Raw genomic sequence first — 25,859 nt, forward strand, 5'->3', positions numbered from 1 at the left:
CGGCGGCTCAAGCTACGGCGTGGTCAGCGCGGTCGCGACGGCGGTGCCGAACGCGAGGTCGTTGGTTGTCGCGACCTTGGTGAGCGTCCCGCCGGTCTGCTGCGCGACCTGCGACAGCGTCTGCGGGGCGTTACCGCCGATCGCGATCACGTCGATGCGCACCGGCTTGCTCGGGTCGGCCGCTTTCGCGAGGTCAGCGAGTAGGGCCGCGCCGGTGAGGGTCGAATCGTCCTCGGGACCGTCGGTGATCAGCACGATCGAATTCGTGCGCCCCGGCGAATAGCCGGCGACGGCCGCCTTGTACGCGGCGAGCAAGCTCGGGTACGCCTGGTCCTGCGCGGTCTGGGTCGGCTTGATCGCGGTGAGCGCGCTGCCGACCGCGTTGCGCTGGGCATCGGTCAGCGGCGCGGTCGCGACGTCGGTCTTGTAAGGCGTTGTGCCGCTGAGGTTTTTGCCGAAACTCCACACGCCAAGGCCGAAGTCGGACGGCATTACCGTCAGGGTTGAGGTGAGCGCGCCGATGGTGTTGGCCATGCGCGTCATCGACCCTTCCTGCGTCGCCATCGACGACGAAACATCAAGCAGCACAGTCGCATTCACGCCCAGCACCGGATTCGCCAGCGTCGCTTGCACTTTCGTGAGTGCGGCCTTGCTCGGGTTGGTTGGCGCGGAACCGATCGCCGGTCCGAAGCCCTCCTGGGCGAATGCGGCGGCCTGTTCAGGCGCGCGCAGGAAGTCGATGAACCGCGACGCGATGAGGTTTTGCGTCTTGTCGACCCACGGCCCCGACAGCAGCGCGGCAGGGTAGTCGGCGAGCGGATTCGCCCCAACCGGTCGGTACGACGAAAGGCCAGCAGCCTGTTGCTGGGTCGTCGCGACGGCGTGAATCGCGTCGTTGGTCGGGTCGGCGGTGATGCCCGCGAGCGCGGTCAGCGCGTCGGTCGCGGCGGGCGCGGTGGCGGCCATCACCGAAATCGCGGCGACGACCTGCCCGGAGTTGGCGGCCGCGTCGCTGAGCGGCTCAGTGCCCGAAATCGCGCCGCCGATCGCGGCAGCGGCGACCGTCGTCGCGTCGCCAGCGGGCATCGCCATCTTCAACCCACCCCAGCCAGCAAGACCGAGGGAATCGAGGGTGCCCTGTTGCAACGAAGGCAACTCACCCCACCCGACTTTGTGCTGCTCAAGTGCCTGTTTCAGCGGTTCGGGAACGGCGAGCACGATCGGGCTAATCGCGATCGACGCGGGCGTTCCCTCAATAAGGCCAGGCGCGCGCACGAGTTCGATCGACCTGCTCGAATCGGCGATCCACAGTCCCGGCTTCGGGCCAAGCCCGGAGTCCCACGGCGTCGTGCCAGCGAGCGCGGCACCGACGGTGCTCGACGGGCGCGCGGTCACCTTCACCGACGCGCAGTGGTCGCGAATCTTCGGCTTGGTCGCGTTAAAGCGCTCAGCGGCAGCGCGAACGGGGCTGGCGATGGCGGGATCGACGGAAACGTCGAGCGAAGCGGGCCCTTCGACGCATTCAGCGGCGGCGGCAACATCGGTCGACGACGCCCGATCACTAAGCGCGAACCACGCGACGATGGCCGCGACAACCACGACAATCACCACCGCGGCGATAACCGGACCTTTGCTAATACTTCGAGATCTGGTCCCGTCGCGATGTGTACCCACGCGGTCAGTTTAGGGACAACGCGCAGCCGCGGTGCATAGTCCCCAATTTGACCGATAAGCGCAGGTGGCCCCGCATCGCAATGATGCGGGGCCACTGCGGATTTACTCCCGGATCACCCGGCCACGGTCGTATTCACGCCCGCCCCACACCCCCGACTGACCGGTGGTCGCCGCGTACTCCGTGCACCCGGCGAGCAACGGGCAATCCGCACAAATCGCCCGCGCGTAGGCGAAGTCCTCCGACGGATACGGGAACCACGCCTGATGGTTGGTGTCGCCACGGCAGGCAGCCTGGTGCCAGCGACCCGAATCGGAGAGGGTCAACAAGTCGGTAAGTGCCCTGGTCATGGCGCGTACTCCTTCCAAATGCGACGCTGCTTGCGGGCGAGCGGATCGGGGGCTTTCGGTTCCCACAGCAACCGCATCCCGGCCTCCTCGGGCGTGCGGTCAGCTTTGCCCGCGTTGCACGGCGCGCAGCAGGCGATGAGGTTGTTCCAGGTGTTCGGTCCACCACGGCTGCGTGGCCGAATGTGGTCGACGGTCTGTGCCCAGCTGTCGCAGTAACCGCAGCGGTGCCGGTCGCGGCGCAAAATCGCGGGCAACGTCGCGCGGCTGTCGTCGCCGATCGCGGCGACGTGCGCGAGGTAGACGTAGCGCACGAGTCGGATGGTGTCGGGCAACGCGATGGTCAGATGCTGCGAGCGAATCGGGAACGCGGGTGCGTGCTCGACAACGGTCTCGGCCGTGCCGCTCAACAGCAAGGTGACCGCGCGGTCAGCGCCGATCTCGTCGAGTGCCTCGTAGCTGGCGTTGAGCACGAGCACGCGGTTGCGTATCCAGGTGTCAGACGTGGGTGCGACAGCGGAAATGGGCATGGGGATCACCATGTTTCAAAGGGGAGTGTGCGAACGAGGGGAGAGGGGGTAGCAGTCAGGCTGCGAACAGGGAACCGGCCAGATAACCCTCCATGCGTGGGAGCTTGACTGACTGTCGTTGCATCGCAATAGTTTTCACGGGCCGATTCCTCCTCTCGGTACTGCTCGTCGCGGGCCGCCTAGTTGATCAACCGGCGTGAGAACATGGTGACAGAGCACCCGGGTCGCCGTCGCCCCATTTAATTCACGACCACCGGGAATGGTTATCGACCGCGCCGCGTTCCAACCCGCACGGCGGCGGCATGCCTACCCACGGTTAACATGACACTCGACTTTCCCACCCGGTTTTCACAAAAGTGAGGCAGTAGATGACAGAGCGGATTCAGGTCGGCGGGCTCCAGGTGGCGAGCGTTCTTCACGATTTCATCGAGAACGAAGCGCTCCCCGGCACCGGCGTAGACTCCGCCGCGTTCTGGGCTGGTGCTGAGCAGGTCATCAACGACCTCGCCCCGCGCAACCGCGCGCTGCTCGCCGAGCGCGACGAGATCCAGGGCAAGCTCGACGCCTGGCACGCCGAAAACCCGGGCACCGGTTACGACAAGGGCGCCTACAAGCAGTTCCTCACCGAAATCGGTTACCTGCGTCCCGAGCCCGCGCCGTTCCAGCTCGGCACCGGCAACGTCGACGCCGAGATCGCAACGACTGCCGGCCCGCAGCTTGTTGTCCCGGTGATGAACGCGCGCTTCGCGATCAACGCGGCCAACGCGCGCTGGGGTTCGCTCTACGACGCGCTTTACGGCACCGACGCCATCTCCGAAGCCAACGGCGCGGAGAAGGGCACCGGCTACAACCGCGTGCGCGGCGACAAGGTCATCGAGTGGGGTCGCAACTTCCTCGACGACGCGGTCACCCTGATCACCGGTTCACACATCGGTTCGTCGTACTACAAGATCGTCGACGGCGAACTTGAGGTCGGCCTCGAAGACGGCACCGACATCGGCCTCGCCGATCCGTCGCAGCTCGTCGGCTACATCGGCGACCCCGAAGCGCCCACGTCGATCCTGCTCAAGCACAACGGCCTGCACATCGAGATCCAGATCGATCCCGAGTCGCCGATCGGGTCCACCGACACCGCCGGTGTCAAGGACATCGTGCTTGAGTCCGCGCTCACCACGATCATGGACTTCGAAGACTCGGTCGCCGCTGTCGACGCCGACGACAAGGTCGTCTGCTACCGCAACTGGCTCGGCCTGATGAAGGGCGACCTGGCCGAAGAGGTCAGCAAGGGCGGCAAGACCTTCACCCGCACCATGAACCCCGACCGCGTTTACACCGCGCTCGACGGCTCTGAGCTGGTGCTGCACGGTCGTTCGCTGCTGTTCGTGCGCAACGTCGGCCACCTCATGACCTCCGACGCGATCATCGACGCCGAAGGCAACGAGGTGCCCGAGGGCATCATGGACGGCCTGATCACATCGCTGATCGCGGTGCACGCGCTCAACGGCAACACCCAGCGCGCCAACACCCGCACCGGTTCGGTTTACATCGTGAAGCCGAAGATGCACGGCCCCGACGAAGCCGCGTTCACCAACGAACTGTTCGGTCGCATCGAAGACGTGCTCGGCCTCACCCGCAACACGCTCAAGGTCGGCATCATGGACGAGGAACGCCGCACCACGGTGAACCTCGCCGCGTCGATCGAAGCCGCCAAGGACCGCGTGGTGTTCATCAACACCGGCTTCCTTGACCGCACCGGCGACGAAATCCACACGTCGATGGAGGCGGGCCCGATGGTTCGCAAGGCCGAGATGAAGACCCAGACGTGGATCACCTCCTACGAGGACTTCAACGTCGACACCGGTCTGTCGAAGGGTCTGCCCGGCAAGGCGCAGATCGGCAAGGGCATGTGGGCCATGCCCGACCTGATGGCCGCCATGCTTGAGCAGAAGATCGGCCACCCCAAGGCTGGCGCGAACACCGCATGGGTGCCGTCGCCGACCGCGGCGACCCTGCACGCCACCCACTACCACCTCGTCGACGTGTTCAAGCGTCAGGCCGAGCTGGCCAAGGGTGGCCCGCGCGCGACGGTCGACCAGATCCTGGAAATCCCGCTCGCTCAGTCCACGGATTGGACCGACGAGGAGAAGCGTCAGGAACTCGACAACAACTCCCAGGGCATCCTCGGCTACGTTGTCCGCTGGATCGACCACGGCGTCGGCTGCTCGAAGGTCCCCGACATCAACGACATCGGTTTGATGGAAGACCGTGCGACCCTTCGCATTTCGAGCCAGCTGGTGGCGAACTGGTTGCGCCACGGCATCGTTTCTGAGGCCGACGTGATCGCGAGCCTTGAGCGGATGGCCCCGGTGGTCGACCGCCAGAACGCGGGCGACCCGACCTACCGCCCACTGGCCCCGGACTTCGACAACAACATCGCGTTCCAGGCGGCGAAGGAACTGGTGTTGGAGGGGACGACGCAGCCGAACGGTTACACCGAGCCGATCTTGCACCGTCGTCGTCGCGAGTTTAAGGCCGCACAGAAGTAGTGATCTGCAGTGATTGAAAAGTAGCTTCTAGCAGTACTTTTCGGACGAGGGCCCGTTTCGGAGACATCCGAGGCGGGCCCTCCGTCGTCACCGGAAGTCACCCCGGATACCGGCGTGTCACGCTCAAAACGGTCACAAAAACGGTCACACATCGGGGCACTCGAACGTCGTCCGCGTTTAGCCGCGCGGGCCACGTCGATCAATGGTGACCGCGCGGCAGGTGTGCTCGGCGCCTGCAGCCGCAGGGCAGCGCCACGCACAAAAGCTGGGCAGAATCTCAACCGCTCCGACCAGGGCCTCAGTCCAACACGGCAGATACAGTGCCGGGCTCCATGTCATGACAAGATCCGCAACATCGACGAGATGAGGTGGGCCTTCGCTATCCACCGTCATAGCGTGCTCGCGCGAGTTCGCCAACTGAAGTTCTCTTGCTGAACTCGTCGCCCGCAGCTTCCGCACCTACCGCACTCGATCAAAATCCGGCACCGATGAATTCGGGTCGTCAATCGGCCAGACCGTAACAAATTCTGGAGCTTTGGCTCTTGATACCTCAATTCCTCGCCAGCACGATTCGCACCAGAGAAGATAGGACCCCAACCGCGTCTGCGGAAAACCGATAAACTTATACGCGAGAGTGGACGCGCTGCAGGACTCACACGACAGCCCTTCAGTGGAACCACTATCTATTATGGCAACCAAACACCTCACCCAGCGATCTCTCGCGCGTATCTTCATTTTGGCTTCACTCCAAGGTGGTAATCCCAGAACTGATGCTCTACATTACACGCCGCCTTTTCCCATGGCATCGCTCCAGCCTTGGCCGTGGGCTTTCGCCCAAATGCCCGATACGGATGGATATGTCGATCTGCGGGGAGGCTCCATCATCGCGATCTTTAAAAGGACTTAAATTCGCTGCCATACCTATATACAATGTATCCAAATCCACATCAGATGTAGGTGATCTCACTGGAACTTGAAAAAGAATTGCGAATGGTGCTAGAGACCATGGTCCCGGACACGTTTTATGTTTGGCCCGATATTGCCCGGGACCTATTGAGTTCGCCACGGATTCAGGAGTTACATCCGGGCCTCCGGGCGAGGGCGGAGGCTCAGTATTTAGATATGCTGCGGATACGAGCGATGACTGTTGATGATTATGACAGCATGACGGAGGTATTCTTTAAAAACGAAGATGATCTGTACGAATTTCTGGAGCAAGCGTACCACTATATCTTCATTGATCATCAGTGCGATGATCCGCCTTACCCTGAGAAGGCCTGGTAATCGAGAACTGCAGGATCAGAAGATCGATCAGGGCAGAATGCCTCGCATTTCATAGTTAGGACGCATTTCATAGTTAGGATGATCGGAATGGCGACCGCAGCTGGCCTGGCTCGGTCCCGTTAGAGCCTGCGACTTCTCCGAATACCGGCAGCTCGCCATCTCCGGCAGGGCCTGTTGATGCTTCGGGAGTGACGCGGAAGTCTAGGATTTGGGACCCGTTGCCCCAGGTAGCGATTACCTGAACGTGTGAAATTTGGGACACAAAGTTGTCCGCTCCGGGAAATTCCACTGATAGCAACTTTCGAAGAATTGACTCTTCGTGAGTACTCAGAGGACGTGGGACTATTTGTGCTCTGCTCAGTTCTTCAACCGATGCTGAAGGACTCGGGCGTCATGTTTTGACCGCGCGGTTCTTCCTGCCGGGTGAGGACGAGCAGTCCGCGCCGGAATGGTTCTATCTCGATAAACCGACCGTCGTGTTGGAGACAATCGACAAGACCGGCGTCACCGGGCCCACCGGTACGCTCATGGACGGCATCACGTCGGGGTTCGAGGAATTCGCGGACGACAGCACCACGCCGGTGCGGTACCCGAACTTCGATTCGACGAGCGAATACGAAGCGGTCTACGGCACCCCAGGAAGTTTCGGCACGTTCCGAAATCCGTGTTGTGCGGCGACGGCCGACGGGATTGTCGAACGGATGGGTGTTGTCCCACAGCATCTGGTGCGCCGCACCGGTTTCGGCGAGGTCGCCCAACAGTCACAAGATTCGAGGTACTCGGCGGCCGCCCGCAGGAGGTGGTACCAGCAGATTTCTGTCGCGACTCCCTATAGTTCCCCATGCTATAATTTTCTCATGTCGGAACGACGGGACGTGCTGCACCAAGTGATGCGCGATACTGGGACCAACCAGTCCGCGTTGTCGCGCATGAGTGGGGTGCGGCAGTCGAGCATCAGTCAGTTCCTTTCGCGCAAAACCAATTTGAGCGATGAGCAGCTGGACCGCTTGCTTTCGTGCATGGGCTTTCGCCTTGAAGTCGTGCGGAGACCCGTGCCGGCCGAGTTGACGCGGTCGGAAATGCGTTCATGGCGGTTGCATCGTCAACTTGCCACCCACCTGAACCGGACCACGCTAGCTTGCGCGCGAGCACGCATCGAGCAGAATCTTGCTCGTCTACGCGCTGGCATTGTTGGTGAGCCACATGTCCGGAACCTTGCCGAATGGGAATTGTTGCTTGCGCGTGAGGATGTGCCGGGTCTGCACCGCGTGCTCACCGGGCTCGACCGCCATGCGATCGAAATGCGGGAAGTTTCCCCGCTTGCTGGCTTGCTGCCGCAGGACGAGCGGGCTGCTGTGCTGCGGGAGGCGAGCTGATGCGTCGCGACCAGTTGGAACACGCTATTCGGACGGCATGTCAGATTATTGGTCACCCAGCGGTGATCGTGGTTGGCTCGCAGTCGATCCTGGGGACATTTGACGAAGAACGACTGCCTGCGGACGCAACGATGTCCCTTGAGGTCGACATTCTGCCGATCGCTGATAGCAACTCTGAGGTCGCGCGTCTCGCAGATGCAATCGAGGGCGTCGCGGGGGAGTTTTCGCCTTTCGAGGAGATGCACGGGTTCAGCATCGACGGCGTTGACATGCTTACCTCAGCCCTGCCTGCAGGGTGGCGTGACCGGTTAGTCAAAGTCTCTAACGCGAACACCGCCGCCCCTTCAGGCGAGCCGCAATTCACCGGCTGGTGCCTTGATAAGGAAGACCTCTGCGTTGCGAAGCTATGCGCGCTGCGTGAGAAGGACCAGAATTTCGTTGACGCGCTATTGCGGGCCAACCTCGTCGAAACGAAGTTGATCGAGCAAAGATTACACACCGTCGATGAGAGGTTTCGATCGAACGCGCTGCGGGCCATTGAATGGCTTTCCGCATTTGCCTAGGGCTCAGACCGTGGCCTTTCTTCGGCCGCCGACGGTTCTTGAGGTGCGGCATGGTTTAAGGCTGCGCGGAAGTACGGTTGCTTGGATCTGAAAGCGCGCTTGCAGCAGTGCTTTTCGTCCTTCGCCGTCGCCGGGACCGCTTCAGGCATCAAAGGTCACACAGTGGGAGGACACTCGCCTCAGTCGGTGGGCAGCGCGCGTGGCGCGGTCGATGGCGGGTGTGGGCCGCGTTCGTGCTGGGCATGTGCCTGCTGATTTCGCTCGAATCGTCTGGGTGCAATCGTGCCGTCAACCGTGCGTGGATCGGATGATGGTTCCCGACGTCGAGGAGTCGACCAGCGTGGAATTGAATGGAATTCCGTGGTGTCCAGGTGACATTTCGTGATGTCGGCGGATTTCGGTGGAACCTGGCGCTGGGATCACCCGTAAGTCGTTGAGCAGCAGTAGACATCGCCTCACCGGTGGTAATCTCAGGCAGCTGACCGGTGATGGCGGAGTAGTTCTTTAGGCTGTGGTCGGCCACGCTCGCCAGCCTGGTCACACAGTTGCTGTGTGAAGGCGCTGCCTAACCAATGCGCTGCCGACAGAGGGGCTTTCGGCGTCGCTCACGGAAGGTGTCAACCTCACCACCGGGGACGAAATGCTGTTACATGGACAACAAGCCGAAGCAGGGACTGAATAGGCTGACTGCTGGTGTATGACGTCGTTTGCGAGATTGTGGGACAGTGTGTCTGAGAGACGGAAAACTGAAGCTGAACGGGCGGCATACTGGAACGACGCACAATTCGTCGTTGTCGATACGGGCATCGTTAAGTACGGGTGCCGGATGATCGGCCGTGGCAGGTGGGCGGCGCTGGAAGTCGGTGGCGTCAACCACGGCATCGTCTGGACTGACGACGACACCAACCTTGGAGTCACCAGTCAGATCGGAACCGACAGTGCCGGGCACCGTCTCGCCATTGCCCGTACCCGAGCGATGGCCGCAGCGAAGATCCCCACCAGTACCGCGTTCGACCAGATGGTGCAGGATTACCACGCGGAAACGATCTACATGGGTTTACTCGAAGACCTATACGCCAGCTAAACCCCTTCCGACCAGGCATCCCACACTCGCGGCAACGTGTTGTCGCTTGCTGCGATCGGGCTGTGCGGCGAGACGAATCGCCGCAGGTCCGCGGCGGTCGACTGGCAGAAACGATCGTGCGGTACCTTTGCGCAAAGGTAAGTTCGGCGACAGGGATGGGTTGTGGGACAAGCGGTGACGGAAAACTCGGACGGTGTCGGTGAGATTATCCGGCAATGGGCCGTGGCTCGGCCCGAACTTGACGTCTCTGCGCTAGAGATCTTCGGGCGAATGCATCGCAGCTTTCTGCTCTATCGATCGCGGATTAACGGTGTGTTCGAGCAATTCGGTACCAACGAAGCGGGCTTCGACGTCCTCGCGTGTCTACGTCGCGCCGAGCCGGGGTTCCGACGAACGGCGGGTGAATTGGCCCAGCAGACGCTTGTGACAACGGGTGGGCTGACGCTGCGGGTTAATCGGCTGGAGGAAGCAGGGCTGGTTATCCGGGAACGCGACTCAGAGGACAATAGGGTCGTATATGTGAGCCTGTCGGATGCGGGGCGCGACCTCGTTGACCGAGTCGCCGATGTGCATTTCGCCGAGCTCACGCGAATGCTTGAGGGCCTCGGGCCTGCACAGAAGGTTCAGCTGGCCGGGCTCCTCACGGTATTGGAGGGGTCGCTACGAATGACTGAGCTGCCTACTGAACAGACCGCCACGGCAGATCGCACCGCCTGAGTATTAGCTCTGCACGCTCCCGGATCTCACGATCTGGGAGCGTTTGTCGTTTGCGGGGAAAACTTTCTCAAGCGCGATGTGCGTCATATCACAACTTGACGCCGGTAGTGACCTGCGTCTCTTATCTCGGCTGATGCATTCCGGGGGAGTTAACCACCCGTTAATCATCGAATTTGTCGCTGCCCGGCGTTGACCTCTTAGCGGTAAGGAAGTACAAATCTCTTACAGCCAAGATGTTTTGGAACCCGCGGTAGAACCAGCGCGGTAGCCACCATCGTCCCGACAGGAGACGTTCATGACCACAATCCGCCTCGCGGTCGCAGCCTTGTTGGCCGGCTCTGCCTTGGTTCTGAGCTCGTGTAGTGGTCCGGGGGAGCGCCCCGCCGCAGCGACCGACGGGAAGCTTGAGAAGACCGAAGTTTCGGTGGGCGTTCTCCCGCTGTCTGACTATGCGGCTGTGTATTGGGCAGACGAAAAGGGCTTCTTCAAGAAGGAGGGCCTGACGGTGAAACTTGAGCCAATTCAGGGCGGGCCCATCGGCATCCAGAAGGTCGCATCGGGAGAACTTGACTTCAGCATCGGCAATTCGATCTCCGCAGCGATCGCACAGTCCCGCAAGACACCGATCACGATCGTCGCCCACACGTCCTCGCTCGGTGACCGCAGTGGAATCCTGTACGTCAAACCCAGCTCGCCGGTGACTTCGCTCGCCGATATTGACGGCAAGACCGTCGGCGTGAACACCACCAATAACATCGGCGATGTCACCATCGCCAACCTCGCGAAGACGCAGGGCGTCGATGTCAAGCCTCGCTACGTTGAGGTGCCATTCCCCGAGATGCTGCCGGGAGTACAGGCCGGGTCGATCGATGTCGGATACGCGCCCGAGCCGTTCTCCTCAGCCGCGCGGAACGCCGGTATGCGTGAGATCGCGGATCTCACGACGGGGCCCAATAACGCACTGCCCGCATCGATCTTCGTCGCGGGTGACCGCTTTGTGGACGCGAATCCAGACACCACCGCCGCGTTCGCGCGTGCGATCTATGCGGCAGGAGCCGATATCGCTGCCAACGAAGCAGATTTCCGCAGCTGGCTGCCAGGTGTCGCGAAGGTACCTGCGGAAGTGGCTCGGTCGATGTCTCTGCCGATCTTCGCGTCGAAAATGGATCCATCTAAAATGCAGGCCGTCGCCGATATGCTCGCGGCCCAGGGTCGAATCCCCAAGGGCTTCGACGTAACCTCGCATCTCATCACGCTTGAGCACTGAGATGAGTCTGCTCAGCGAGCCGCTTGGCCAGAACCAGCGAATCGCCTACGGAGTCGCCGGAGTGATCGGGACTTGCGCGCTGGCCGAAACGGTCATCCGGACCGGATTGATCTCGACGCCAGGGCTGCCAGTTCCGAGTCGGGTGCTGGTTAAAGCCGGAGCACTGATGGGCGATCACGTCTTCTGGCGCGATATCGGGTTCACGCTCCGAGAATGGATGCTCGGCCTGCTGATCGCGACCGTAGCTGGGATGGTGCTTGGCGGCCTGATGGGCGCGTTTGCAAAGGCGTTCTTGGCCTTCGAACTCCCGGTTGAGGTCTTTCGAGTCCTGCCCTCGGTCGCGTTTGGCCCGGTCCTTGTGCTGCTGTTGGGTTCGGGAATGATGCCGCTCTCGATCACGGTGGCGCTTGCCTGTATGTGGCCCATCCTGCTGAACACCCTGTATGGAGTCCGCGCCACCGATGCCACCGCGGTCCAGACGGCCCGTACGTTCGGACTGTCCAGTCTCGCGATCCTGCGCCGAATAAAGATTCCTAGCGCACTCCCCTTCGCGTTCACAGGAATCCGCACCGCCGCATCGATCGGACTCATCGTCGCCGTCAGCGCGGAACTGCTGATAGGCAACGGGCAGGGGATCGGCGGGTACATCCTGCTCAACAGCGCGAACGCGACCAACCTCGACACGGTGTACGCCGCGACGCTGGTGGCCGGGGTCCTTGGCCTGATAGTGAGCACAATCTTCAGCTCGCTCGACAACAAGGTGTTCGCATGGAAGAAGGGACTGGCCCAGTGATGGTCGCATCGACCGAGGGCACACTACCCGCCGCGTCGGTCCTGCCCTCGGGGCGTAAAGCTGGCGCCGTCACCGCGGCCGCGAGTCTCCGCGATTCGCTTGCTCGCAGGTTAGGAAACACGGGCATCCGCCTGCTGGTTCCAGCGCTGATACTCATCGGCTGGTGGGCCCTGTCTCAGTCGGAGGTCGGGTCACTGATCGTCGCACCGCCACTTGAAGCCGTTCAACGGGTATTTACCGACTTTTTCAGCGGCGACGTTAGCCGCTTGTTTCTCGGCAACGCGACCTTCGACCATCTCTTCCCGAGCATCTACCGTGCGATGGCGGGACTTCTGTTGGCCGTGGTGATCGGCATTGTGATCGGCGTCGCGCTCGGTGTCGTTCCTGTACTCACCGCGCTGTTCCAACCGCTCATCCACCTCGGGCGGTCGCTGCCGAGCCCGGCCTTGCTCGGGGTGTTCTTCTTCCTGTTCGGGACTGGAGACAGTCCGAAGATCTTCCTGATCGCGTTTTCCGTGATCTGGCCGATTCTGTTCAACACCATCGACGGTGTCCAGAGCGTCGGAGCCGGCCGGATGCAGGCGGCAGCGGTTTTCAAGATTCCTCGCCGCAAGGTCTTGACGAGCATCATCCTTCCCGGAGCGGGGCCGAAGATCTTCGCCGGTGTGCGAACCGCGATGTCGCTGTCGCTCATCATCATGATCATCTCCGAGCTGCAGAAGTCCGAGAACGGTCTGGGATATCTGTTGATCCGTACACAGCGCGACTTCGACTACACGGGATTCTGGTCGGTCTTGATCGTGCTGGCCGTCCTCGGCGTCGCACTCAACTCCATCTTCGTGTTCGCCGAACGGCGGGCGCTGGCCTGGCACCGAGGAGTGACTCAGCAAAATGACTAGTAAAGGTATGGCGACAGCGTCGGCGGAGCTGGTCCTCACCGGTATCTCGAAGTCCTATGGATCCAATGTCGCGATCCGTGACATAACCGCTTGCGCCCCGGCTGGCAAGGTTAGCGTGATCGTTGGACCTTCAGGCTGCGGCAAGTCGACCCTCCTGCGGGTGATCAGCGGTCTCGATGTACCGACCAGAGGGGCGGCGACTTTCGACGGACAGCAAGTTTCCGGCGTACCCGATGGCCTAGCAATGGTGTTTCAGGACTACGCGCGCTCGCTGTTCCCGTGGATGCGGGTGGACAAGAATATCGCCTTTCCACTCGGTCATCTGCCGCGGCACGAGCGCGCCGCGAGGGTGCAGGAAGCCATCGACGCGGTCGGACTGTCGGGCAAGGAGAAGCTCTATCCATGGCAGATGTCGGGCGGGATGCAGCAGCGCGTCGCGATCGCCCGGGCGTTGGCCAGCCACCCGAAGCTGCTCCTGATGGACGAGCCATACGCTTCGGTCGACGCCCAGACCCGCGCCGAGCTAGAGGATTTGCTCCTGACGATCCAGTCACGGCTCGGGATAACCGTCCTGGTCGTCACACACGATATCGACGAGAGTGTCTATCTCGCCGACCACATCATCGTGCTGTCTAAGTCGCCGAGCATCGTTGCCGAAACGATCGAGGTCGACTTGCCGCGGCCGCGTGATCACATCACCACTAAGACGGATCCGCGATTCGTCGAGATCCGTTCGCACGTGACCAGATTGCTGCGTGGTGGGGCGGTTGCTCCCGATGCGCCCAGTCCTGCAGTGAGCAAGGCGCCCTGATGCGAGCCACCATTCACGGATCCGGAGGCATCGCGGCAAGCCGTACGGCCGACGGCAGGATTCCGGCGCGTGTGTGCGTGCTCGGTTACGGAAGTATCGGCACGGTAGTTGCCGACCGGCTCAGCCGTGGCGCTGTGCCTGGCGCCGAGTTGGTCGGAATCGTCCATCGATCGCGGGTGGGGGACCTGCTTGCGCCGTCGCTGTCGCTCGCAGAAGCGCTTGAAATCGCTGATGTGGTAGTCGAATGTGCCTCGCAAGAGGCGGTATGGGAGGTCGGCCAGCGAGTGGTCGACGCGGGCTGTGATCTGCTGGTCTCGTCAGTGGGCGCGCTGTCGGATCCGGACTTCGCCCAGCGAATTGCTGGCGGTGGTCCGGGGCGGGTCGTGTGTACGCACGGCGCGGTCGGCGGCCTCGATCTACTCGCCGCAGCCCGCGACGCAGCGCCTTTCGACCACGTGCTCGTCAGGTCGACGAAGTCGCCAGCATCGCTGGTGCAGTCGTGGATGGACGCCCCGCAGCGAGAACGGATCAGCAGCACGGCGGCGCGCTTGTGCGTCTTCGCGGGGAGCCCGGCCGAAGCGGCGCGACTCTTTCCGAAGTCGCTCAACGTTGCTGCAGCAGTCAGTTTCGCGGTGCGTGACTGGGATACGGTGTCGGTGGAGTTGTACGCCGATCCGGATGCGGAGATGACCTGCCACGAGATTGAGGCTTCGGGTCCGATTGGCCGATACTCGATCAAGATCGAAAATCTGCCGAGTGCGGCTAATCCGCGTTCCAGCGCGGTGGTGCCGTACTCGATCCTGCGGACGTTGGCGCACCTGACCAGCTACCCAAACCTCATCGCCTGATTGCTAGTTCGGCGTCGAATATCCGAAATGCCCAGCACGGGCCAGAGACAACTAGTTAACGCAGACCCCTTGACGGTAATTATCTTTTAGCTCAGACTCTTTGGGCAGAGGGATCTTCGCCGGAGGTATTCGGAGCGCACGCCGCGCCGGACAGTGCTGCTACAGACGGAAAGGATGAAGACTCCGATGGACATGCACAGCAGCATCAATTCCCGCTCGCCGCAGGCAATGCGCGGCATGGGTGCGTTCGGGTCGGAGACAGCGCCTGCCGATGCCGCAGCTATTGAGCGAGCGCGGGGCGCCACCCCGGTCTCTGATACGACCGACGAGATCTTCGTGTCAGGCCGATGGGTCCGCGGTACCGGCACGGTCATCGACTCAGTCGACCCGGCTACAGGACGTGTCTTCGCCCGCTTGCACGGCGCAACCGAAGGCGACGTCGACACGGCCGTCGACGGTGGCCTGCGGGCTATAGCGAGCTCAGGTTGGGCTGAGCTGATGCCACACGACCGTGCCGCAATACTGCATCGGATCGGCACGGCCATCGACGCTAACGCCGACCGCATCGCCGCGCTGCAAACGGTCGATACCGGAAAGACGTTGGCCGAGACTCGCGCGCTCGCGCACAGCGCCGCAGGCACTTTCCGGTTCATGGCGTCCGCTTTGGAGACCATGGAGGAGGCCATCACTCCTCGGCGCGGTTCGTTCCTGTCCTTCGCCACCTACGAGCCGATCGGCGTTGTCGGCGTCATTACCCCCTGGAACTCGCCGATCGCCTCGGATGCGCAGAAGATCGCGCCTGCGCTCGCAGCAGGAAATGCCGTCGTTGCCAAGCCGCCGGTGTGGGCCCCCTGGGTCACGCTGTTGCTGGCGCGGCTGGCGGAGGAAGCAGGCTTACCGGCTGGTTTGTTGTCTGTGCTGCCGGGACCGGGTCGGACTGTCGGTGACGCGCTCGCCCGGCACCCGGGTATCGGCAAAATCTCGTTCACCGGTGGTACCGAAACCGGTCGTGTGCTTGCACATATCGCCGCAGAGAAGTTGATGCCGATCACGCTCGAACTTGGCGGCAAATCGCCCACCATCGTTTTCGCCGACGCTGACCTCGATCAGGCGCTTGCCGGTGTCCTGTTCGGCATCTTCTCCTCGTCCGGCCAGAGTTGCATCGCGGGCTCCCGAATCTTCGTGCAGCGCACGGTCTATGACGAGTTCGTCGACCGTCTCGTCGCGGCGACCTCGGCGCTACGGGTAGGACCAGGCACCGACCCGGGAACCCAGGTAGCACCCATGGTCACGCGCCAACACCGCGACGGGGTGGCGGCGATGGTCGACGAGGCGGTGCACGCGGGAGCGACGGCGCTGTGCGGCGGCGCGATCCCCGCGGATCCCGCACTCGCCGAAGGCGCGTACTACTTGCCCACGGTACTCACCGGTGTCGGCAACAGTGCGCGGATCTGCCAGGAAGAAGTCTTCGGACCGGTAGCGGTCGTGCTCCCTTTCGACGATGAGAGCGACGTCGTCGCCCAAGCCGACGACACCGTCTTCGGTCTGGCCTGTGGAGTCTGGACCTCGGACTACCGACGCGCCTGGCGTACGGCCCGCGCCGTGCAGGCCGGAACGGTGTGGATCAACACCTACAAGCAGTTCAGTATCTCGACTCCGTTCAGCGGGCTCAAGGACAGCGGTCTCGGCACCGAGAAGGGCCGAGATGGAATTCGGTCCTACATGAACCAGAAGAGCATCTACCTCGACATGTCTGGGCAGCCATTGCCCTGGGCCGGTCTGTGAGAAGGAATCACCTCATGAGCGCTCACCCCTACAGCCCGGCTTTCATCGTCGCAGACTTCGGATTCGTCTCTGGCGCACTGTCAGTCGACGAATCGGGGGCCGCGGTGCATGGTCGCAGGACAGCCCTCGAAGCTGCGATGGCCCGCCTCAGTGAGCGGCTCTCGACCATCGACATGACGCTTGAAAACGTCGTGAAGACCACGTATTTCGTCACCGACGTCACCTTGAGAGACGAGGCAAACCGGCATTACGAGGCGGTGTTTGCCGAACCACGTCCGGCCCGCTCGTTCGTCGAGGTCGCGGCGTTGCCCTACGGCGCCACGGTCGAGATCGAGGCCATCGCCCACCGCGGCTAGCCCACCAGAACACAACCAATACCCCTAGAGGAAGGCACACCATGTCCAGCACCGAAAACGCTGGCGTCGATCTCGACGCTCTGATCGACTCCTGCATCGCCTCCGCCGAAACCCGCTACGAGGACTGGGACACGCTCGGATTCCAGGCTGCAAAGGGCGGCGACCGCTTCAAGCGTGCACAGATCCGCTACATCGGCTCAGGGGCCACCGGCAACCACGACACCGACAACAACATCATTGCGGCCGACCACTTCACCTTCTCCAACATGCGACTCCCCGCAGGGGCGGTCGGCCCCGAGCACACCCATCACGACGTCGAAGAGGTCTTCTACGTCCTTGAGGGTGAAATCGAGGTCGCCGTCCACGATGTCGAGGACGGGACAAAGAAAGCGGTGCGCACGCTCGGCTACCGCGACCTGATCCGCGTACCCGCGGGGGTACCGCGCAGCCTCGCGAACGTCTCCGACGCCGACGCGCTGTTCTGCGTCATCATCGGCACTCCCAAGCCGCAACTGCCCACCTATCCGCCGAGCTCGGAGATGTTCGGTGTCACGCGCTGACGTCGATCACCGCGATTTCCTGCTCTCGCCCGAGGAATAGCAGACGGGCGACACCATGTCCGTCTGTGTCTCACGATGCCGCTGCGCCGCGCTCGTCCTCGACCTTTAATTAACAACCTCGACAGAAAGGTCGATCATGCGGTTCCCCGAAGCACCGATCTGTAGCGTTCGCGCGTTGCGGTCGGTATCGGTCACGGTGCCCGATCCTGCTCTCTCGCGCGACTTTTATCACGAAGCATGGGGTTTGAGCACCGTCGACGAAGACGGCGACACTTTCTGGCTACGTGCCACGGGCACCGAGCACCACGTACTGCAGCTGCGCGCAGGCAAAAGCAACGCATTGGACCGGATCTCGTTCGCGCTCGCGACACCGCGCGAGGTCGACGACGCAGCCCGTGTACTGCAAAAGCTCGGCATCCCGCTTCTGCGCGAGCCGGGCCGACTCGACGACGCGGGCGGCGGCTACGGTCTGCAACTCCTCGATCCAGAGGGACGCTGCCTGGAACTATCCGCCGACACGTTCGCCGTTTCGGCGCAGGAGCCCGCAGGTCGGCGGGCAGTTCCCCGCAAGCTTGCCCATATCGTGCTCAACACCACCGATATCGACCGCACTGCGGACTTCTACACTCTGGTGCTTGGCATGCGGATCTCGGACTGGTCCGAACACCAGATGGCTTTCCTGCGGTGCAACTCCGACCATCACGTCATTGCCTTGAATCAGGCGGACTTCCCATCGATCAACCATGTGGCCTACGAGATGGAGAGTCTCGACCATTTCATGCGCGGCCTCGGCAACCTGAAGCGCAGCGGCATTGTCCCGCAGTGGGGGCCGGGCCGACACGGGCCAGGCGATAACACCTTCTCTTACTTCACCGACCCGGCTGGCCTGGTGTGCGAGTACACCTCCGAGGTAGCCCAGATCGATGAGGACCGGTGGCTGTGTCGGACGTGGAAACGCACGCCCGAACTCTCCGACCAGTGGGGGACGGCGGGGCCGCCGACAGTTGCTGTTCGGACCGCGATGGCGGGTGTGCCTGACCTCGGGCACCGTAACCGGGTTACCGCTGGAATCGACCATTACTTCTACGGTGGCGGGGATGTCCCCGCGGCGCAGCCGTGACAGCGATGGCCGGGTCGCCCGACCATGCGACCAGGTGGGTTTCAACACGGGGAATCGCACTTGAAGTTCGTGGCGCGGGCGATCCGGTCCTACTCCTGCACGGTATCGGCGGAAGCGCCGCAGCCTGCGGTGCGCTAGCTGAGGTGCTGAGCACGCGCGGCTACCGCACCTACTGCTGGGACGCGCCCGGATACGGCCGGTCTGCCGATCCGACTGTGAGCGCTAACGGAGCCGCCGAGAACTATGACCATGCCGTGGTGGTTGCGGATCTGATCACCAAGTTGGGCGCCGAGCCCGTACATCTGGTCGGCACGTCATGGGGCGGGGTGATTGCGACCGTGGTCGCCGCCGCGAATCCGACGTTGGTCCGTTCGCTCGTCTTGGCCGACAGCACCCGCGGCTCTGCGGTGAACGAGGAGCGTGTGCGGGCGATGCGGGAACGAATCGGTGAACTGCGCGAGCTCGGTGGACCCGCGTTTGCGGCGGCGAGAGCGAAACGCCTGGTTTCTGCTTCCTGCGAGGTCGAAGTCGCGCGGGCCGTGGAATCGGAAATGGCACGAGTGCGCCTGCCCGGCTACAGTGCCGCCGCCGAATTCATGGCCCGCACCGACACCGGGGGCCGCTTGGCCGCCGTGTCGGCGCCCACGCTGGTGCTGGTCGGAGCCGAAGACGTCATCACCGGGGTAGACGAATCCAGGCTGCTAGCCGACGCGATTCCTGGGGCGAGCTTCGGGCTGATCCTGGGTGCAGGCCACGCGGCCGTGCAGGAGAAGCCTGTCGAGACGGCCGCGCACATCCTGCGTTTCTGGAAGACACTGGACGAATGAGCAGGCTCGTTGTTGTTACGGGGGCTGGTCGCGGGCTGGGTTTCACGATTGCCGAGCGGCTCGCTACTGCGGGTGACCGCGTCGTCATCGCGGAGATGCGCCCCGAGCTGGCAGATGCTGCACAGAAGTCGTTGCGGGACAAGGGATGTGACGTCACCTCGGTGGTCACCGATATCGCCAATCGTGATTCGGTGATGGCCCTCGCGAGCAGGGTGGAGGAGCTGGGCGGCGCGGACGCGCTGGTCAACAACGCGGCACTGGCCGACGGTGTCGGGGGCGATGCGTTTTGGGAACTCGATGAAGCGTTCTTCCAGAAGGTGATGACTGTCAACGCATTTGGTACCTGGTTGGTCAGTAAGCATCTGTTCGCCCAGCTGGTTCGCGACGGCAATGGCGCGATCGTCAATATCGCGTCTGACGCCGCCCTCTACGGCTTGCCTCGGCTCGTGCACTACGTCGGCTCCAAGGGCGCAGTCGTCGCGATGACCCGCACGATGGCGCGTGACGGTGGCCCGCACGGGCTGCGGGTCAATGCCGTCGCACCTGGCTTGACCCGGGTCGAGGCGACAGCAACAGTTCCGGCATCACGGTTTCAGCTTTATGCCGACAACCGGGCCCTGGTAGGCGAACAAATCCCCGGCGATGTCGCGGGACCCGTGCAGTTTCTGCTCTCGGACGCGGCGCGCTATCTGACCGGCCAGACCGTGGTCGTCGACGGCGGATTCGTCATGAACTGACCGTCGCTCTGCTGCTTCCCGAAACCCCTTCCCGCGCAAGGAGATCAACCTCGATGGATCTGCAACTCACTGACCGCACTGTCGTTGTCACCGGTGCCAGCTCCGGTGTTGGACTGGCGACGACGCGGATGCTGCTCGCCGAGGGTGCCCGGATTGCCGCCTGTGCGCGCGATCTAGATCGGTTGCGCGCCGCGATCGAGACGATCGACGGGGTCGATCCCGATAAGGTCCATCTCCGTGCCTGCGATGTGACCGACCGTGACGAGGTCGAGTCGTTCATCGGCAGCACCATGCAGCGTTTCGCCGGTATCGAAGGGTTGGTCTGTAACGCTGGGCGCTCGTTGATGTCATCTCTGTCGGAGACAACCGACGAGCAGATACGCGCGGAATTCGACCTGAAGATCTTCGGATCCTGGAACCTAGTGCGCGCGGCAAGGAGACCCCTTGCGGCCGCGGACTGCGGCGCCGTCGTCAACGTCAACGCGATTCTTTCGCGCCAGCCGGAGCCTCGGCTGGCCGTCACCTCGGCCGCACGCGCCGCGTTGCTCAACCTGACCCACTCCATGGCCGAAGATCTCGCTGCGGACGGGACCCGCGTCAACTCGGTACTGCTCGGGCTCGTCGACACCGGCCAGTGGCGCCGCCGCTTCGAGACCTCGGGAACCGCACTCGATTACGACGCGTGGAGCGCGCAGATCGCCGCCGACAGCGGTATCGCCCTCGGCCGATTCGGCACCGCCGAGGAAGTTGCGTTCCACATCGTCACGTTGCTTTCGCCACTGAGCGGCTACACCACTGGCACGAGCATCGACGTCGGCGGCGGCGTCGGCCGCTACATCTGACTGTCAGGCCTTCCGCCGGCCCCATCTTTCGCTGAGAGGACACCCCATGACGACCACCGATAGCCCCGGCACGAAGGAGCCCACCGGGGGCGACGTGCTCGTCGCGGTAATGCGCAGGCACGGCATCGATACCGCCTTCGGGGTGATCAGTATCCACAATCTGCCCCTCGTCGAAGCGGTGGCACGAGAGCTGAACTTCGTAGCGGTGCGCCACGAAGCGGCCGCAGTCAACGCGGCCGACGGGTACGCGCGCGCGACCGGAAAGATCGGTGTCGCGATCACTAGCACCGGCACCGGCGCGGGCAACGCCGCAGGCTCTATGCTCGAAGCGCTCACTGCGGGAGCCGGGTGCTGCACGTCACCGGTCAAATCGAAAGCGAGTACCTCGGCGGTGGAGGGTCGACGCGCGGTGTCATCCACGAGGTGCCTAAACAACTGCAGATGCTCGATGCCGTCTCCGGGTATGCGGCAACTATTAACCGCGCCGAAGACGTCGAAGCGGATTTGGAAACCGCTATCGCTCACATTCTTGCCGCTCCGCAAGGGCCCGCCAGTGTCGAATGGCCGTCGGACCTCCAGTATTTGGCACGTCCTGACGACCAACGCGAATACGACCTGCCGACCCTTGAAGCGCCGGTACCGGACAGCCAAGAGATCGCTGAGGCAGTCACGTTGCTATCGGCGGCCAAGCGGCCCCTGTTGTGGGTGGGTGGGGGAGCGGCGGGAGCGAAGGCCGAGCTGACGGCTGTGCTGCGCACCCTCGGCGCTGGCCTGTTGACCAGTAATTCGGGGCGGGCGATCGTGCCAGAGGACGACCCGCTAGTCATTGGGAACTTCGCAACGACGCCGGAGGTTGCGGCGCTACTCGCCGATGCCGATCTGCTGCTGTCGATCGGCACACACTTTCGCTCCAACGAAACCAAGAGTTACCACCTGCGGTTACCGGAGGTGCAAATCCAGATCGATGTGGACGCGGCGGCGATCGGCCGTGTCTACCCAGCGAAAGTCGGCATCGTGGGAGACGCTGCGGCGACGTTGCGTGCGATCAACGAAAGCTTGACGCGGACATCAGTGGATCCGGGATGGTCAAGCCGAGTAACTGACACCAGGGTGGCAGTCCGCGCGGCGCTTACGGCCTACATCGGCGGCTATGCGGAGATCTGTGAAGCAATGCGGTCGGTGCTGCCGCGCGAGTCCGTAGTGGCACGCGATGTGACCATCCCGTCCAGCCAGTGGGGCAACCGACTGCTCCCCTTCTACGAACGCGAGACCAACATCTTCCCCCTCGGCGGCGGCATCGGCCAAGGGCTGGCCATGGGGCTCGGTGCCGCGCTCGGCCGACCTGAAGTGCCGACCGCCGTGATCGCCGGAGACGGTGGCCTCGCCGTCCATCTCGGCGAACTCGCCTCGCTTGCAGGCAGCGGCGCCTGGTGCGTCGTGGTGATCTTCAACGACGGCGGATACGGAGTCCTACGGAACATGCAGGCGGCCAATGGGTTTGACCGGGCAGGGGTCGACCTGTTCACCCCGCGGTTCGACCTGCTCGCGGCCGCGCTCGACATTCCCTACGCCCTTGTCCAGGGCCCGGGCCGTTTCGAGGATGCGTTCGCGGACGCGGTGGCGACGCGCGGTCCGGCGATTGTCGAAGTCGACGTCGCTGCCGTCGAACCGCGGCCCGGCCCGTTTACGCCACCCGTGCACATCCCGGTCGGAAACCGTTGATCCGATGACCGGTGACGAATGGGCCGGTGCAGTCCCGGCGCAACCGCTGCTATGCCTGCACACCGGAGAAGATCCAGCACACTCGTTCGCGGGCCAGGTCGACGCGCTTGGCGCGATCTCGTTCGCCGTCCGCGCAGTCCCTTCGACTGACGCGCAGTCCGTCGAGGCATGGGTTGACGAGGTCGCCTTAGCCGTAACAGCTCTGGGCCACGACCGCGTGCACCTGCTAGCGACGGGCGCAAGCTCTTTTGGTGCACTCGTACTTGCTGGCCGTTGCCCCGCGCTCATTACCAGCCTTGTGCTCGGCGACCCCGAGATCGAACCGGAAATCCCCGGCTACGCCGAACTTTTGGCGCACGTGGCCGTCCCGACTCTGGTGGTAGCTGCAGCCCCCGACGCGCACACCGAGTTCGGACATGCCCAGAGAATCGCCGGCGGAATCGACAACGGCCTGTTCGTGATCATCGACGGCGGCAAAGTCCCCGTCCACCGCGAATGCGCCGCTTCATTCAACGAATGGATCACCGCATTCACCGTTATCGCCGAGGGTCTCGACGCCGTGGCATCGGGACGATAGGAGAAAGCCAATGCCTGACAACGCCGCGCACTACCTCGAACCGCACCAAACACACCCCGGACCGATCAGCCCCTACGAGGCCAAGCTGTCCGGTTCGATTATGGAGATTTTCGGACAGGGCACCCACGACCTGCCCGGGCTGATCGCGGGACTGAACGAGCTGGGTCTGCACGCCCCCGACGGGCAGGCATGGAACGAGGACAATTTCCGCGCCGAGATGCGACGACTGGGAGCCTGAGATGAGCACTGCCACCCCGACCTCAGGCGGCGGTCAGAAGAAACGCGCCGTCGGCGTCCGCAGGGACCTGACCGCCGCCGATATCGCCGCAACCGGCTTGCGCGACCGTTGGTATCCGATCCTGCCGTCTCGCATGGTGAAGCCTGGGGAATCCAAGAAGGTCACCCGGTTGTCGGTCGACTGGGTACTGTTCCGGGATCCGCAGGGCACCGTCTACATGCTTGAGGACCGCTGTCCGCATCGCAGCGCGCCGTTGTCGGTCGGTCAACATCTCGGCGACCGGCTCGCGTGCAGGTATCACGGCGTCCAGGTCGACGGCACCGGAACCGTCGTTGCCGTGCCTGGCATGCCGGGTTGCGCGCTTGAAGGTAAGAAAGCGACAGTGTCTTTGCAGGTCGTTGAGGCCGTCGACACCATCTTCGCGTTCGTCCCGTTGACCCCAGATTCGCGGCCGACACCGTTTGTTCTGCCGGACCGCTTCACCGACGAGGCTGTCTCCTGGTTCCCGAACTTCGCCGAATGGGCCGGGCCTTGGCGCTTCTATATGGACAACGTCCTCGATCCGATGCATGGTGCGTTCTTGCACCGCGATTCGCATTCGATGTCGGGCGGCGGCATCTCGGCGCGCTTCCGAATCCGCGAAACCGACCGTGGTTTCTTCTTCGAAAAGACCGATCAGGTCGGCGTGAACTTCGACTGGGTCGAGTATGTGCGCGGGTCCATGGACTACGTCGACTTGGAAATTCCCTACGCCCCGAATGCCGGACCTGGCGGTGTATTCGGCATCGTCGGCATGGCCACGCCGATCGACGAGGGCAATTCCGCGGTTTTCCACTGGCGCACCCGCCGGGTCGACGGCTGGGAGCGTGAGGTGTGGCGCTTCCTTTACCGCACTCGGCTCGAAGCCCGACACTGGCAGGTTCTTGAACAGGACCGCGAGGTGCTTGAGGCGCTCGCAGCCGACGCTGATCACCAGGAACACCTGTACCAGCACGATCTGGGTGTTTCGCGTATCCGCCGTATTTACCGAGCCGACGCGAGCAAGCAGGCGGCGATCCTGGCGGGCGAATCGGCATGAGCCGGAGTCGTTGGGTCACGAAGGCGTAGCTGATTCACCGCTGGTGGGTCGGATTCATAGGTTCGAAGGTTCGAGGGAAGAGATCATGAGCAAGGCATCCAGCGTAGCCATCTGCGGTGCGGGTATCGGCGGGCTCACCGCAGCCCTCGCGCTCCGCAAGGTCGGTATCGACGCGCGCGTTTTCGAGCGGACCAGCCGATTCGCCCGGGTCGGCGCCGACATCAATCTGACCCCGAATGCGGTCCGCGCCCTCGACGGGCTCGGTGTGGGGGCAGCGCTGCGGGCTTCAGCGGCCCGTCCGCAGTTCCGGATTAGCCGAACCTGGGATACGGGCGAGGAGACTTCGCGACTCGAAATGGGATCGTCGGCGGAGGCTCGCTACGGTTCTCCGCAGCTCACCATGCACCGGGGCGACCTCATGTCTGCCCTTGAAGCGGCGCTGCCACGGGAAAACGTCTCGCTGGGTCGCCCGGTTGTCGACGTCAAGGACGGGGCAATCCACTTCGCTGATGGCGACATTCATTGCTCCGATGTGATTATCGGCGCGGACGGGATCCATTCGGCTGTCCGTACCGCGCTGTTTGGCCCAGAACGGCCCACCTTCACCGGTGTTGTGGCATTTCGGGCGGTGGTTCCGGCGGAGGCGGTCGCGTCCGTGCCGAATCTGGACTGCTTCACCAAATGGTGGGGACCGGACGCGGCGACGCAGATCGTGACGTTCCCGCTGCGCCAGGGCAAGGACATCTTTATCTTCGCCACCTGCGCGCAGGACGAATGGACCGAAGAGTCGTGGACAACGCCCGGCAGTGCCGACGAACTGCGCGGTCTGTACCGCGACTTTCACCCTGAGGCTCGCGCCCTGCTAGACGCCTGCGGCACCGTACTGAAATCCGCTCTGTACGTGCGTGATCCACTGCCCGCGTGGACCGAGGGCTCAGCCGCACTTCTTGGCGACGCGTGTCATCCGATGATGCCGTTCATGGCCCAGGGCGCAGGACAGGCGATAGAAGACGCGGTAGTGCTGGCCCGCTGCTTGGGCTCGAACGATTATGCCAACCCCGCTGACGCCCTCGCCGCGTACGCGAACACACGGATGGACCGCACCGCACAGATCCAGCGTGGTTCTCGGTCCAACGAATGGCTGAAAACGGCGGGCAACGGTGACTGGGTGTACGAGTACGACGCCTGGACCGCGCCGTTGGGAAGTGTTGCGTAGCACTGATATTCGACGAGCACGACCTTGCGGCGGAAGCGGAAGATGCTGTCGTGCAATAGGTTTG

25 protein-coding genes and 1 pseudogene are annotated in these 25,859 nt (G+C 63.1%); 23 read left to right on the plus strand and 3 right to left on the minus strand.

The window, feature by feature from the left end; translation table 11 throughout:
• Positions 1 to 12: 12 nt before the first annotated feature.
• The 3 genes from IEX78_RS00860 to IEX78_RS00870 all read right to left on the minus strand — a co-directional run bounded on the left by IEX78_RS00860 (position 13) and on the right by IEX78_RS00870 (position 2,549).
• Positions 13 to 1,674 (minus strand): substrate-binding domain-containing protein, encoded by a 1,662-nt coding sequence (locus IEX78_RS00860; RefSeq protein ID WP_188826781.1) that lies wholly within the window; start codon positions 1,672 to 1,674, stop codon positions 13 to 15.
• 102 nt (positions 1,675 to 1,776) lie between these two features.
• The gene (locus IEX78_RS00865; RefSeq protein WP_188826782.1) at positions 1,777 to 2,022 is read right to left on the minus strand and encodes a WhiB family transcriptional regulator; all 246 of its coding nucleotides are present in this window, start codon (positions 2,020 to 2,022) and stop codon (positions 1,777 to 1,779) included.
• A complete protein-coding gene (locus IEX78_RS00870; RefSeq protein WP_229683619.1) occupies positions 2,019 to 2,549 on the minus strand; it encodes an HNH endonuclease in 531 nt (176 codons plus the stop codon). Before IEX78_RS00870 ends, IEX78_RS00865 begins: the two co-directional genes overlap by 4 nt.
• Before the next feature lie 368 nt (positions 2,550 to 2,917).
• Here IEX78_RS00870 and IEX78_RS00875 point away from each other — a divergent pair, with 368 nt between their 5' ends.
• The 23 genes and pseudogenes from IEX78_RS00875 (at position 2,918) to IEX78_RS00985 (ending at position 25,795) form a co-directional block, all read left to right on the plus strand.
• A complete protein-coding gene (locus IEX78_RS00875) occupies positions 2,918 to 5,095 on the plus strand; it encodes a malate synthase G (protein ID WP_188826784.1) in 2,178 nt (725 codons plus the stop codon).
• 957 nt (positions 5,096 to 6,052) lie between these two features.
• Positions 6,053 to 6,379, plus strand: a complete 327-nt coding sequence (locus tag IEX78_RS00880) for a hypothetical protein (protein WP_188826785.1) — start codon at positions 6,053 to 6,055, stop codon at positions 6,377 to 6,379.
• A 398-nt stretch (positions 6,380 to 6,777) separates the two neighbouring features.
• The gene (locus IEX78_RS24045) at positions 6,778 to 7,755 is read left to right on the plus strand and encodes a helix-turn-helix domain-containing protein (RefSeq protein WP_229683620.1); all 978 of its coding nucleotides are present in this window, start codon (positions 6,778 to 6,780) and stop codon (positions 7,753 to 7,755) included.
• Complete coding sequence (locus IEX78_RS00890) at positions 7,755 to 8,318, plus strand: DUF6036 family nucleotidyltransferase (protein WP_188826786.1); 564 nt, start codon at positions 7,755 to 7,757, stop codon at positions 8,316 to 8,318. Before IEX78_RS24045 ends, IEX78_RS00890 begins: the two co-directional genes overlap by 1 nt.
• A gap of 727 nt (positions 8,319 to 9,045) precedes the next feature.
• The gene (locus IEX78_RS00895) at positions 9,046 to 9,402 is read left to right on the plus strand and encodes a hypothetical protein (protein ID WP_188826787.1); all 357 of its coding nucleotides are present in this window, start codon (positions 9,046 to 9,048) and stop codon (positions 9,400 to 9,402) included.
• Between the two features lie 162 nt (positions 9,403 to 9,564).
• Positions 9,565 to 10,119 carry a MarR family winged helix-turn-helix transcriptional regulator gene (locus IEX78_RS00900; RefSeq protein WP_229683621.1) on the plus strand — a complete coding sequence of 185 codons (555 nt, stop codon included), beginning with the start codon at positions 9,565 to 9,567 and terminating at the stop codon, positions 10,117 to 10,119.
• Between the two features lie 295 nt (positions 10,120 to 10,414).
• Positions 10,415 to 11,386, plus strand: coding sequence for an ABC transporter substrate-binding protein (locus IEX78_RS00905; protein WP_188826788.1), 972 nt, complete (start codon positions 10,415 to 10,417; stop codon positions 11,384 to 11,386).
• A gap of 1 nt (position 11,387) precedes the next feature.
• On the plus strand, positions 11,388 to 12,179 hold the full coding sequence (locus IEX78_RS00910; protein ID WP_188826789.1) for an ABC transporter permease: 792 nt from the start codon (positions 11,388 to 11,390) through the stop codon (positions 12,177 to 12,179).
• A complete protein-coding gene (locus IEX78_RS00915; protein ID WP_188826790.1) occupies positions 12,155 to 13,078 on the plus strand; it encodes an ABC transporter permease in 924 nt (307 codons plus the stop codon). The genes IEX78_RS00910 and IEX78_RS00915 overlap by 25 nt, the downstream gene beginning before the upstream one ends.
• Positions 13,071 to 13,889 carry an ABC transporter ATP-binding protein gene (locus tag IEX78_RS00920; RefSeq protein WP_188826791.1) on the plus strand — a complete coding sequence of 273 codons (819 nt, stop codon included), beginning with the start codon at positions 13,071 to 13,073 and terminating at the stop codon, positions 13,887 to 13,889. The genes IEX78_RS00915 and IEX78_RS00920 overlap by 8 nt, the downstream gene beginning before the upstream one ends.
• The gene (locus IEX78_RS00925; RefSeq protein ID WP_188826792.1) at positions 13,889 to 14,737 is read left to right on the plus strand and encodes an aspartate dehydrogenase domain-containing protein; all 849 of its coding nucleotides are present in this window, start codon (positions 13,889 to 13,891) and stop codon (positions 14,735 to 14,737) included. Before IEX78_RS00920 ends, IEX78_RS00925 begins: the two co-directional genes overlap by 1 nt.
• Before the next feature lie 237 nt (positions 14,738 to 14,974).
• Positions 14,975 to 16,522, plus strand: coding sequence for an aldehyde dehydrogenase (locus IEX78_RS00930; RefSeq protein WP_188828150.1), 1,548 nt, complete (start codon positions 14,975 to 14,977; stop codon positions 16,520 to 16,522).
• Positions 16,523 to 16,536: 14 nt separating this feature from the next.
• Positions 16,537 to 16,878 carry a RidA family protein gene (locus tag IEX78_RS00935; RefSeq protein WP_188826793.1) on the plus strand — a complete coding sequence of 114 codons (342 nt, stop codon included), beginning with the start codon at positions 16,537 to 16,539 and terminating at the stop codon, positions 16,876 to 16,878.
• 41 nt (positions 16,879 to 16,919) lie between these two features.
• Complete coding sequence (locus tag IEX78_RS00940; protein ID WP_188826794.1) at positions 16,920 to 17,438, plus strand: cupin domain-containing protein; 519 nt, start codon at positions 16,920 to 16,922, stop codon at positions 17,436 to 17,438.
• A gap of 136 nt (positions 17,439 to 17,574) precedes the next feature.
• A complete protein-coding gene (locus IEX78_RS00945) occupies positions 17,575 to 18,558 on the plus strand; it encodes a VOC family protein (RefSeq protein ID WP_188826795.1) in 984 nt (327 codons plus the stop codon).
• A 5-nt stretch (positions 18,559 to 18,563) separates the two neighbouring features.
• Positions 18,564 to 19,385: an alpha/beta fold hydrolase gene (locus tag IEX78_RS00950; protein ID WP_188828151.1), complete on the plus strand. Its 822-nt coding sequence runs from the start codon at positions 18,564 to 18,566 to the stop codon at positions 19,383 to 19,385.
• Positions 19,382 to 20,122, plus strand: coding sequence for an SDR family oxidoreductase (locus IEX78_RS00955; protein ID WP_188826796.1), 741 nt, complete (start codon positions 19,382 to 19,384; stop codon positions 20,120 to 20,122). Before IEX78_RS00950 ends, IEX78_RS00955 begins: the two co-directional genes overlap by 4 nt.
• A gap of 53 nt (positions 20,123 to 20,175) precedes the next feature.
• Positions 20,176 to 20,964, plus strand: a complete 789-nt coding sequence (locus IEX78_RS00960; RefSeq protein WP_188826797.1) for an SDR family oxidoreductase — start codon at positions 20,176 to 20,178, stop codon at positions 20,962 to 20,964.
• A 46-nt stretch (positions 20,965 to 21,010) separates the two neighbouring features.
• A pseudogene (locus IEX78_RS00965) lies at positions 21,011 to 22,686 on the plus strand (thiamine pyrophosphate-binding protein).
• Positions 22,687 to 22,690: 4 nt separating this feature from the next.
• A complete protein-coding gene (locus IEX78_RS00970; protein WP_188826798.1) occupies positions 22,691 to 23,263 on the plus strand; it encodes an alpha/beta fold hydrolase in 573 nt (190 codons plus the stop codon).
• Positions 23,264 to 23,273: 10 nt separating this feature from the next.
• Positions 23,274 to 23,501: a recombinase-like helix-turn-helix domain-containing protein gene (locus IEX78_RS00975; protein WP_188826799.1), complete on the plus strand. Its 228-nt coding sequence runs from the start codon at positions 23,274 to 23,276 to the stop codon at positions 23,499 to 23,501.
• A 1-nt stretch (position 23,502) separates the two neighbouring features.
• Positions 23,503 to 24,579, plus strand: coding sequence for a Rieske 2Fe-2S domain-containing protein (locus IEX78_RS00980; RefSeq protein WP_188826800.1), 1,077 nt, complete (start codon positions 23,503 to 23,505; stop codon positions 24,577 to 24,579).
• 85 nt (positions 24,580 to 24,664) lie between these two features.
• Positions 24,665 to 25,795 (plus strand): FAD-dependent monooxygenase, encoded by a 1,131-nt coding sequence (locus IEX78_RS00985; protein WP_188826801.1) that lies wholly within the window; start codon positions 24,665 to 24,667, stop codon positions 25,793 to 25,795.
• The last annotated feature ends 64 nt before the right edge of the window (positions 25,796 to 25,859 follow it).

Source organism: Nocardia camponoti (assembly GCF_014646135.1).
Lineage (GTDB): Bacteria > Actinomycetota > Actinomycetes > Mycobacteriales > Mycobacteriaceae > Nocardia > Nocardia camponoti.

Coding starts and splice junctions, on each gene's coding strand:
- IEX78_RS00930 (WP_188828150.1), top strand. CDS start 14,975: ATGGGTGCGTTCGGGTCGGAGACAGCGCCTGCCGATGCCGCAGCTATT.
- IEX78_RS00865 (WP_188826782.1), bottom strand. CDS start 2,022: ATGACCAGGGCACTTACCGACTTGTTGACCCTCTCCGATTCGGGTCGC.
- IEX78_RS00955 (WP_188826796.1), top strand. CDS start 19,382: ATGAGCAGGCTCGTTGTTGTTACGGGGGCTGGTCGCGGGCTGGGTTTC.
- IEX78_RS00960 (WP_188826797.1), top strand. CDS start 20,176: ATGGATCTGCAACTCACTGACCGCACTGTCGTTGTCACCGGTGCCAGC.
- IEX78_RS00890 (WP_188826786.1), top strand. CDS start 7,755: ATGCGTCGCGACCAGTTGGAACACGCTATTCGGACGGCATGTCAGATT.
- IEX78_RS00970 (WP_188826798.1), top strand. CDS start 22,691: ATGACCGGTGACGAATGGGCCGGTGCAGTCCCGGCGCAACCGCTGCTA.
- IEX78_RS00975 (WP_188826799.1), top strand. CDS start 23,274: ATGCCTGACAACGCCGCGCACTACCTCGAACCGCACCAAACACACCCC.
- IEX78_RS00870 (WP_229683619.1), bottom strand. CDS start 2,549: ATGCCCATTTCCGCTGTCGCACCCACGTCTGACACCTGGATACGCAAC.
- IEX78_RS00875 (WP_188826784.1), top strand. CDS start 2,918: ATGACAGAGCGGATTCAGGTCGGCGGGCTCCAGGTGGCGAGCGTTCTT.
- IEX78_RS00920 (WP_188826791.1), top strand. CDS start 13,071: ATGACTAGTAAAGGTATGGCGACAGCGTCGGCGGAGCTGGTCCTCACC.
- IEX78_RS00915 (WP_188826790.1), top strand. CDS start 12,155: ATGGAAGAAGGGACTGGCCCAGTGATGGTCGCATCGACCGAGGGCACA.
- IEX78_RS00950 (WP_188828151.1), top strand. CDS start 18,564: ATGGCCGGGTCGCCCGACCATGCGACCAGGTGGGTTTCAACACGGGGA.
- IEX78_RS00925 (WP_188826792.1), top strand. CDS start 13,889: ATGCGAGCCACCATTCACGGATCCGGAGGCATCGCGGCAAGCCGTACG.
- IEX78_RS00935 (WP_188826793.1), top strand. CDS start 16,537: ATGAGCGCTCACCCCTACAGCCCGGCTTTCATCGTCGCAGACTTCGGA.
- IEX78_RS00910 (WP_188826789.1), top strand. CDS start 11,388: ATGAGTCTGCTCAGCGAGCCGCTTGGCCAGAACCAGCGAATCGCCTAC.
- IEX78_RS00945 (WP_188826795.1), top strand. CDS start 17,575: ATGCGGTTCCCCGAAGCACCGATCTGTAGCGTTCGCGCGTTGCGGTCG.
- IEX78_RS00940 (WP_188826794.1), top strand. CDS start 16,920: ATGTCCAGCACCGAAAACGCTGGCGTCGATCTCGACGCTCTGATCGAC.
- IEX78_RS00980 (WP_188826800.1), top strand. CDS start 23,503: ATGAGCACTGCCACCCCGACCTCAGGCGGCGGTCAGAAGAAACGCGCC.
- IEX78_RS00985 (WP_188826801.1), top strand. CDS start 24,665: ATGAGCAAGGCATCCAGCGTAGCCATCTGCGGTGCGGGTATCGGCGGG.
- IEX78_RS00905 (WP_188826788.1), top strand. CDS start 10,415: ATGACCACAATCCGCCTCGCGGTCGCAGCCTTGTTGGCCGGCTCTGCC.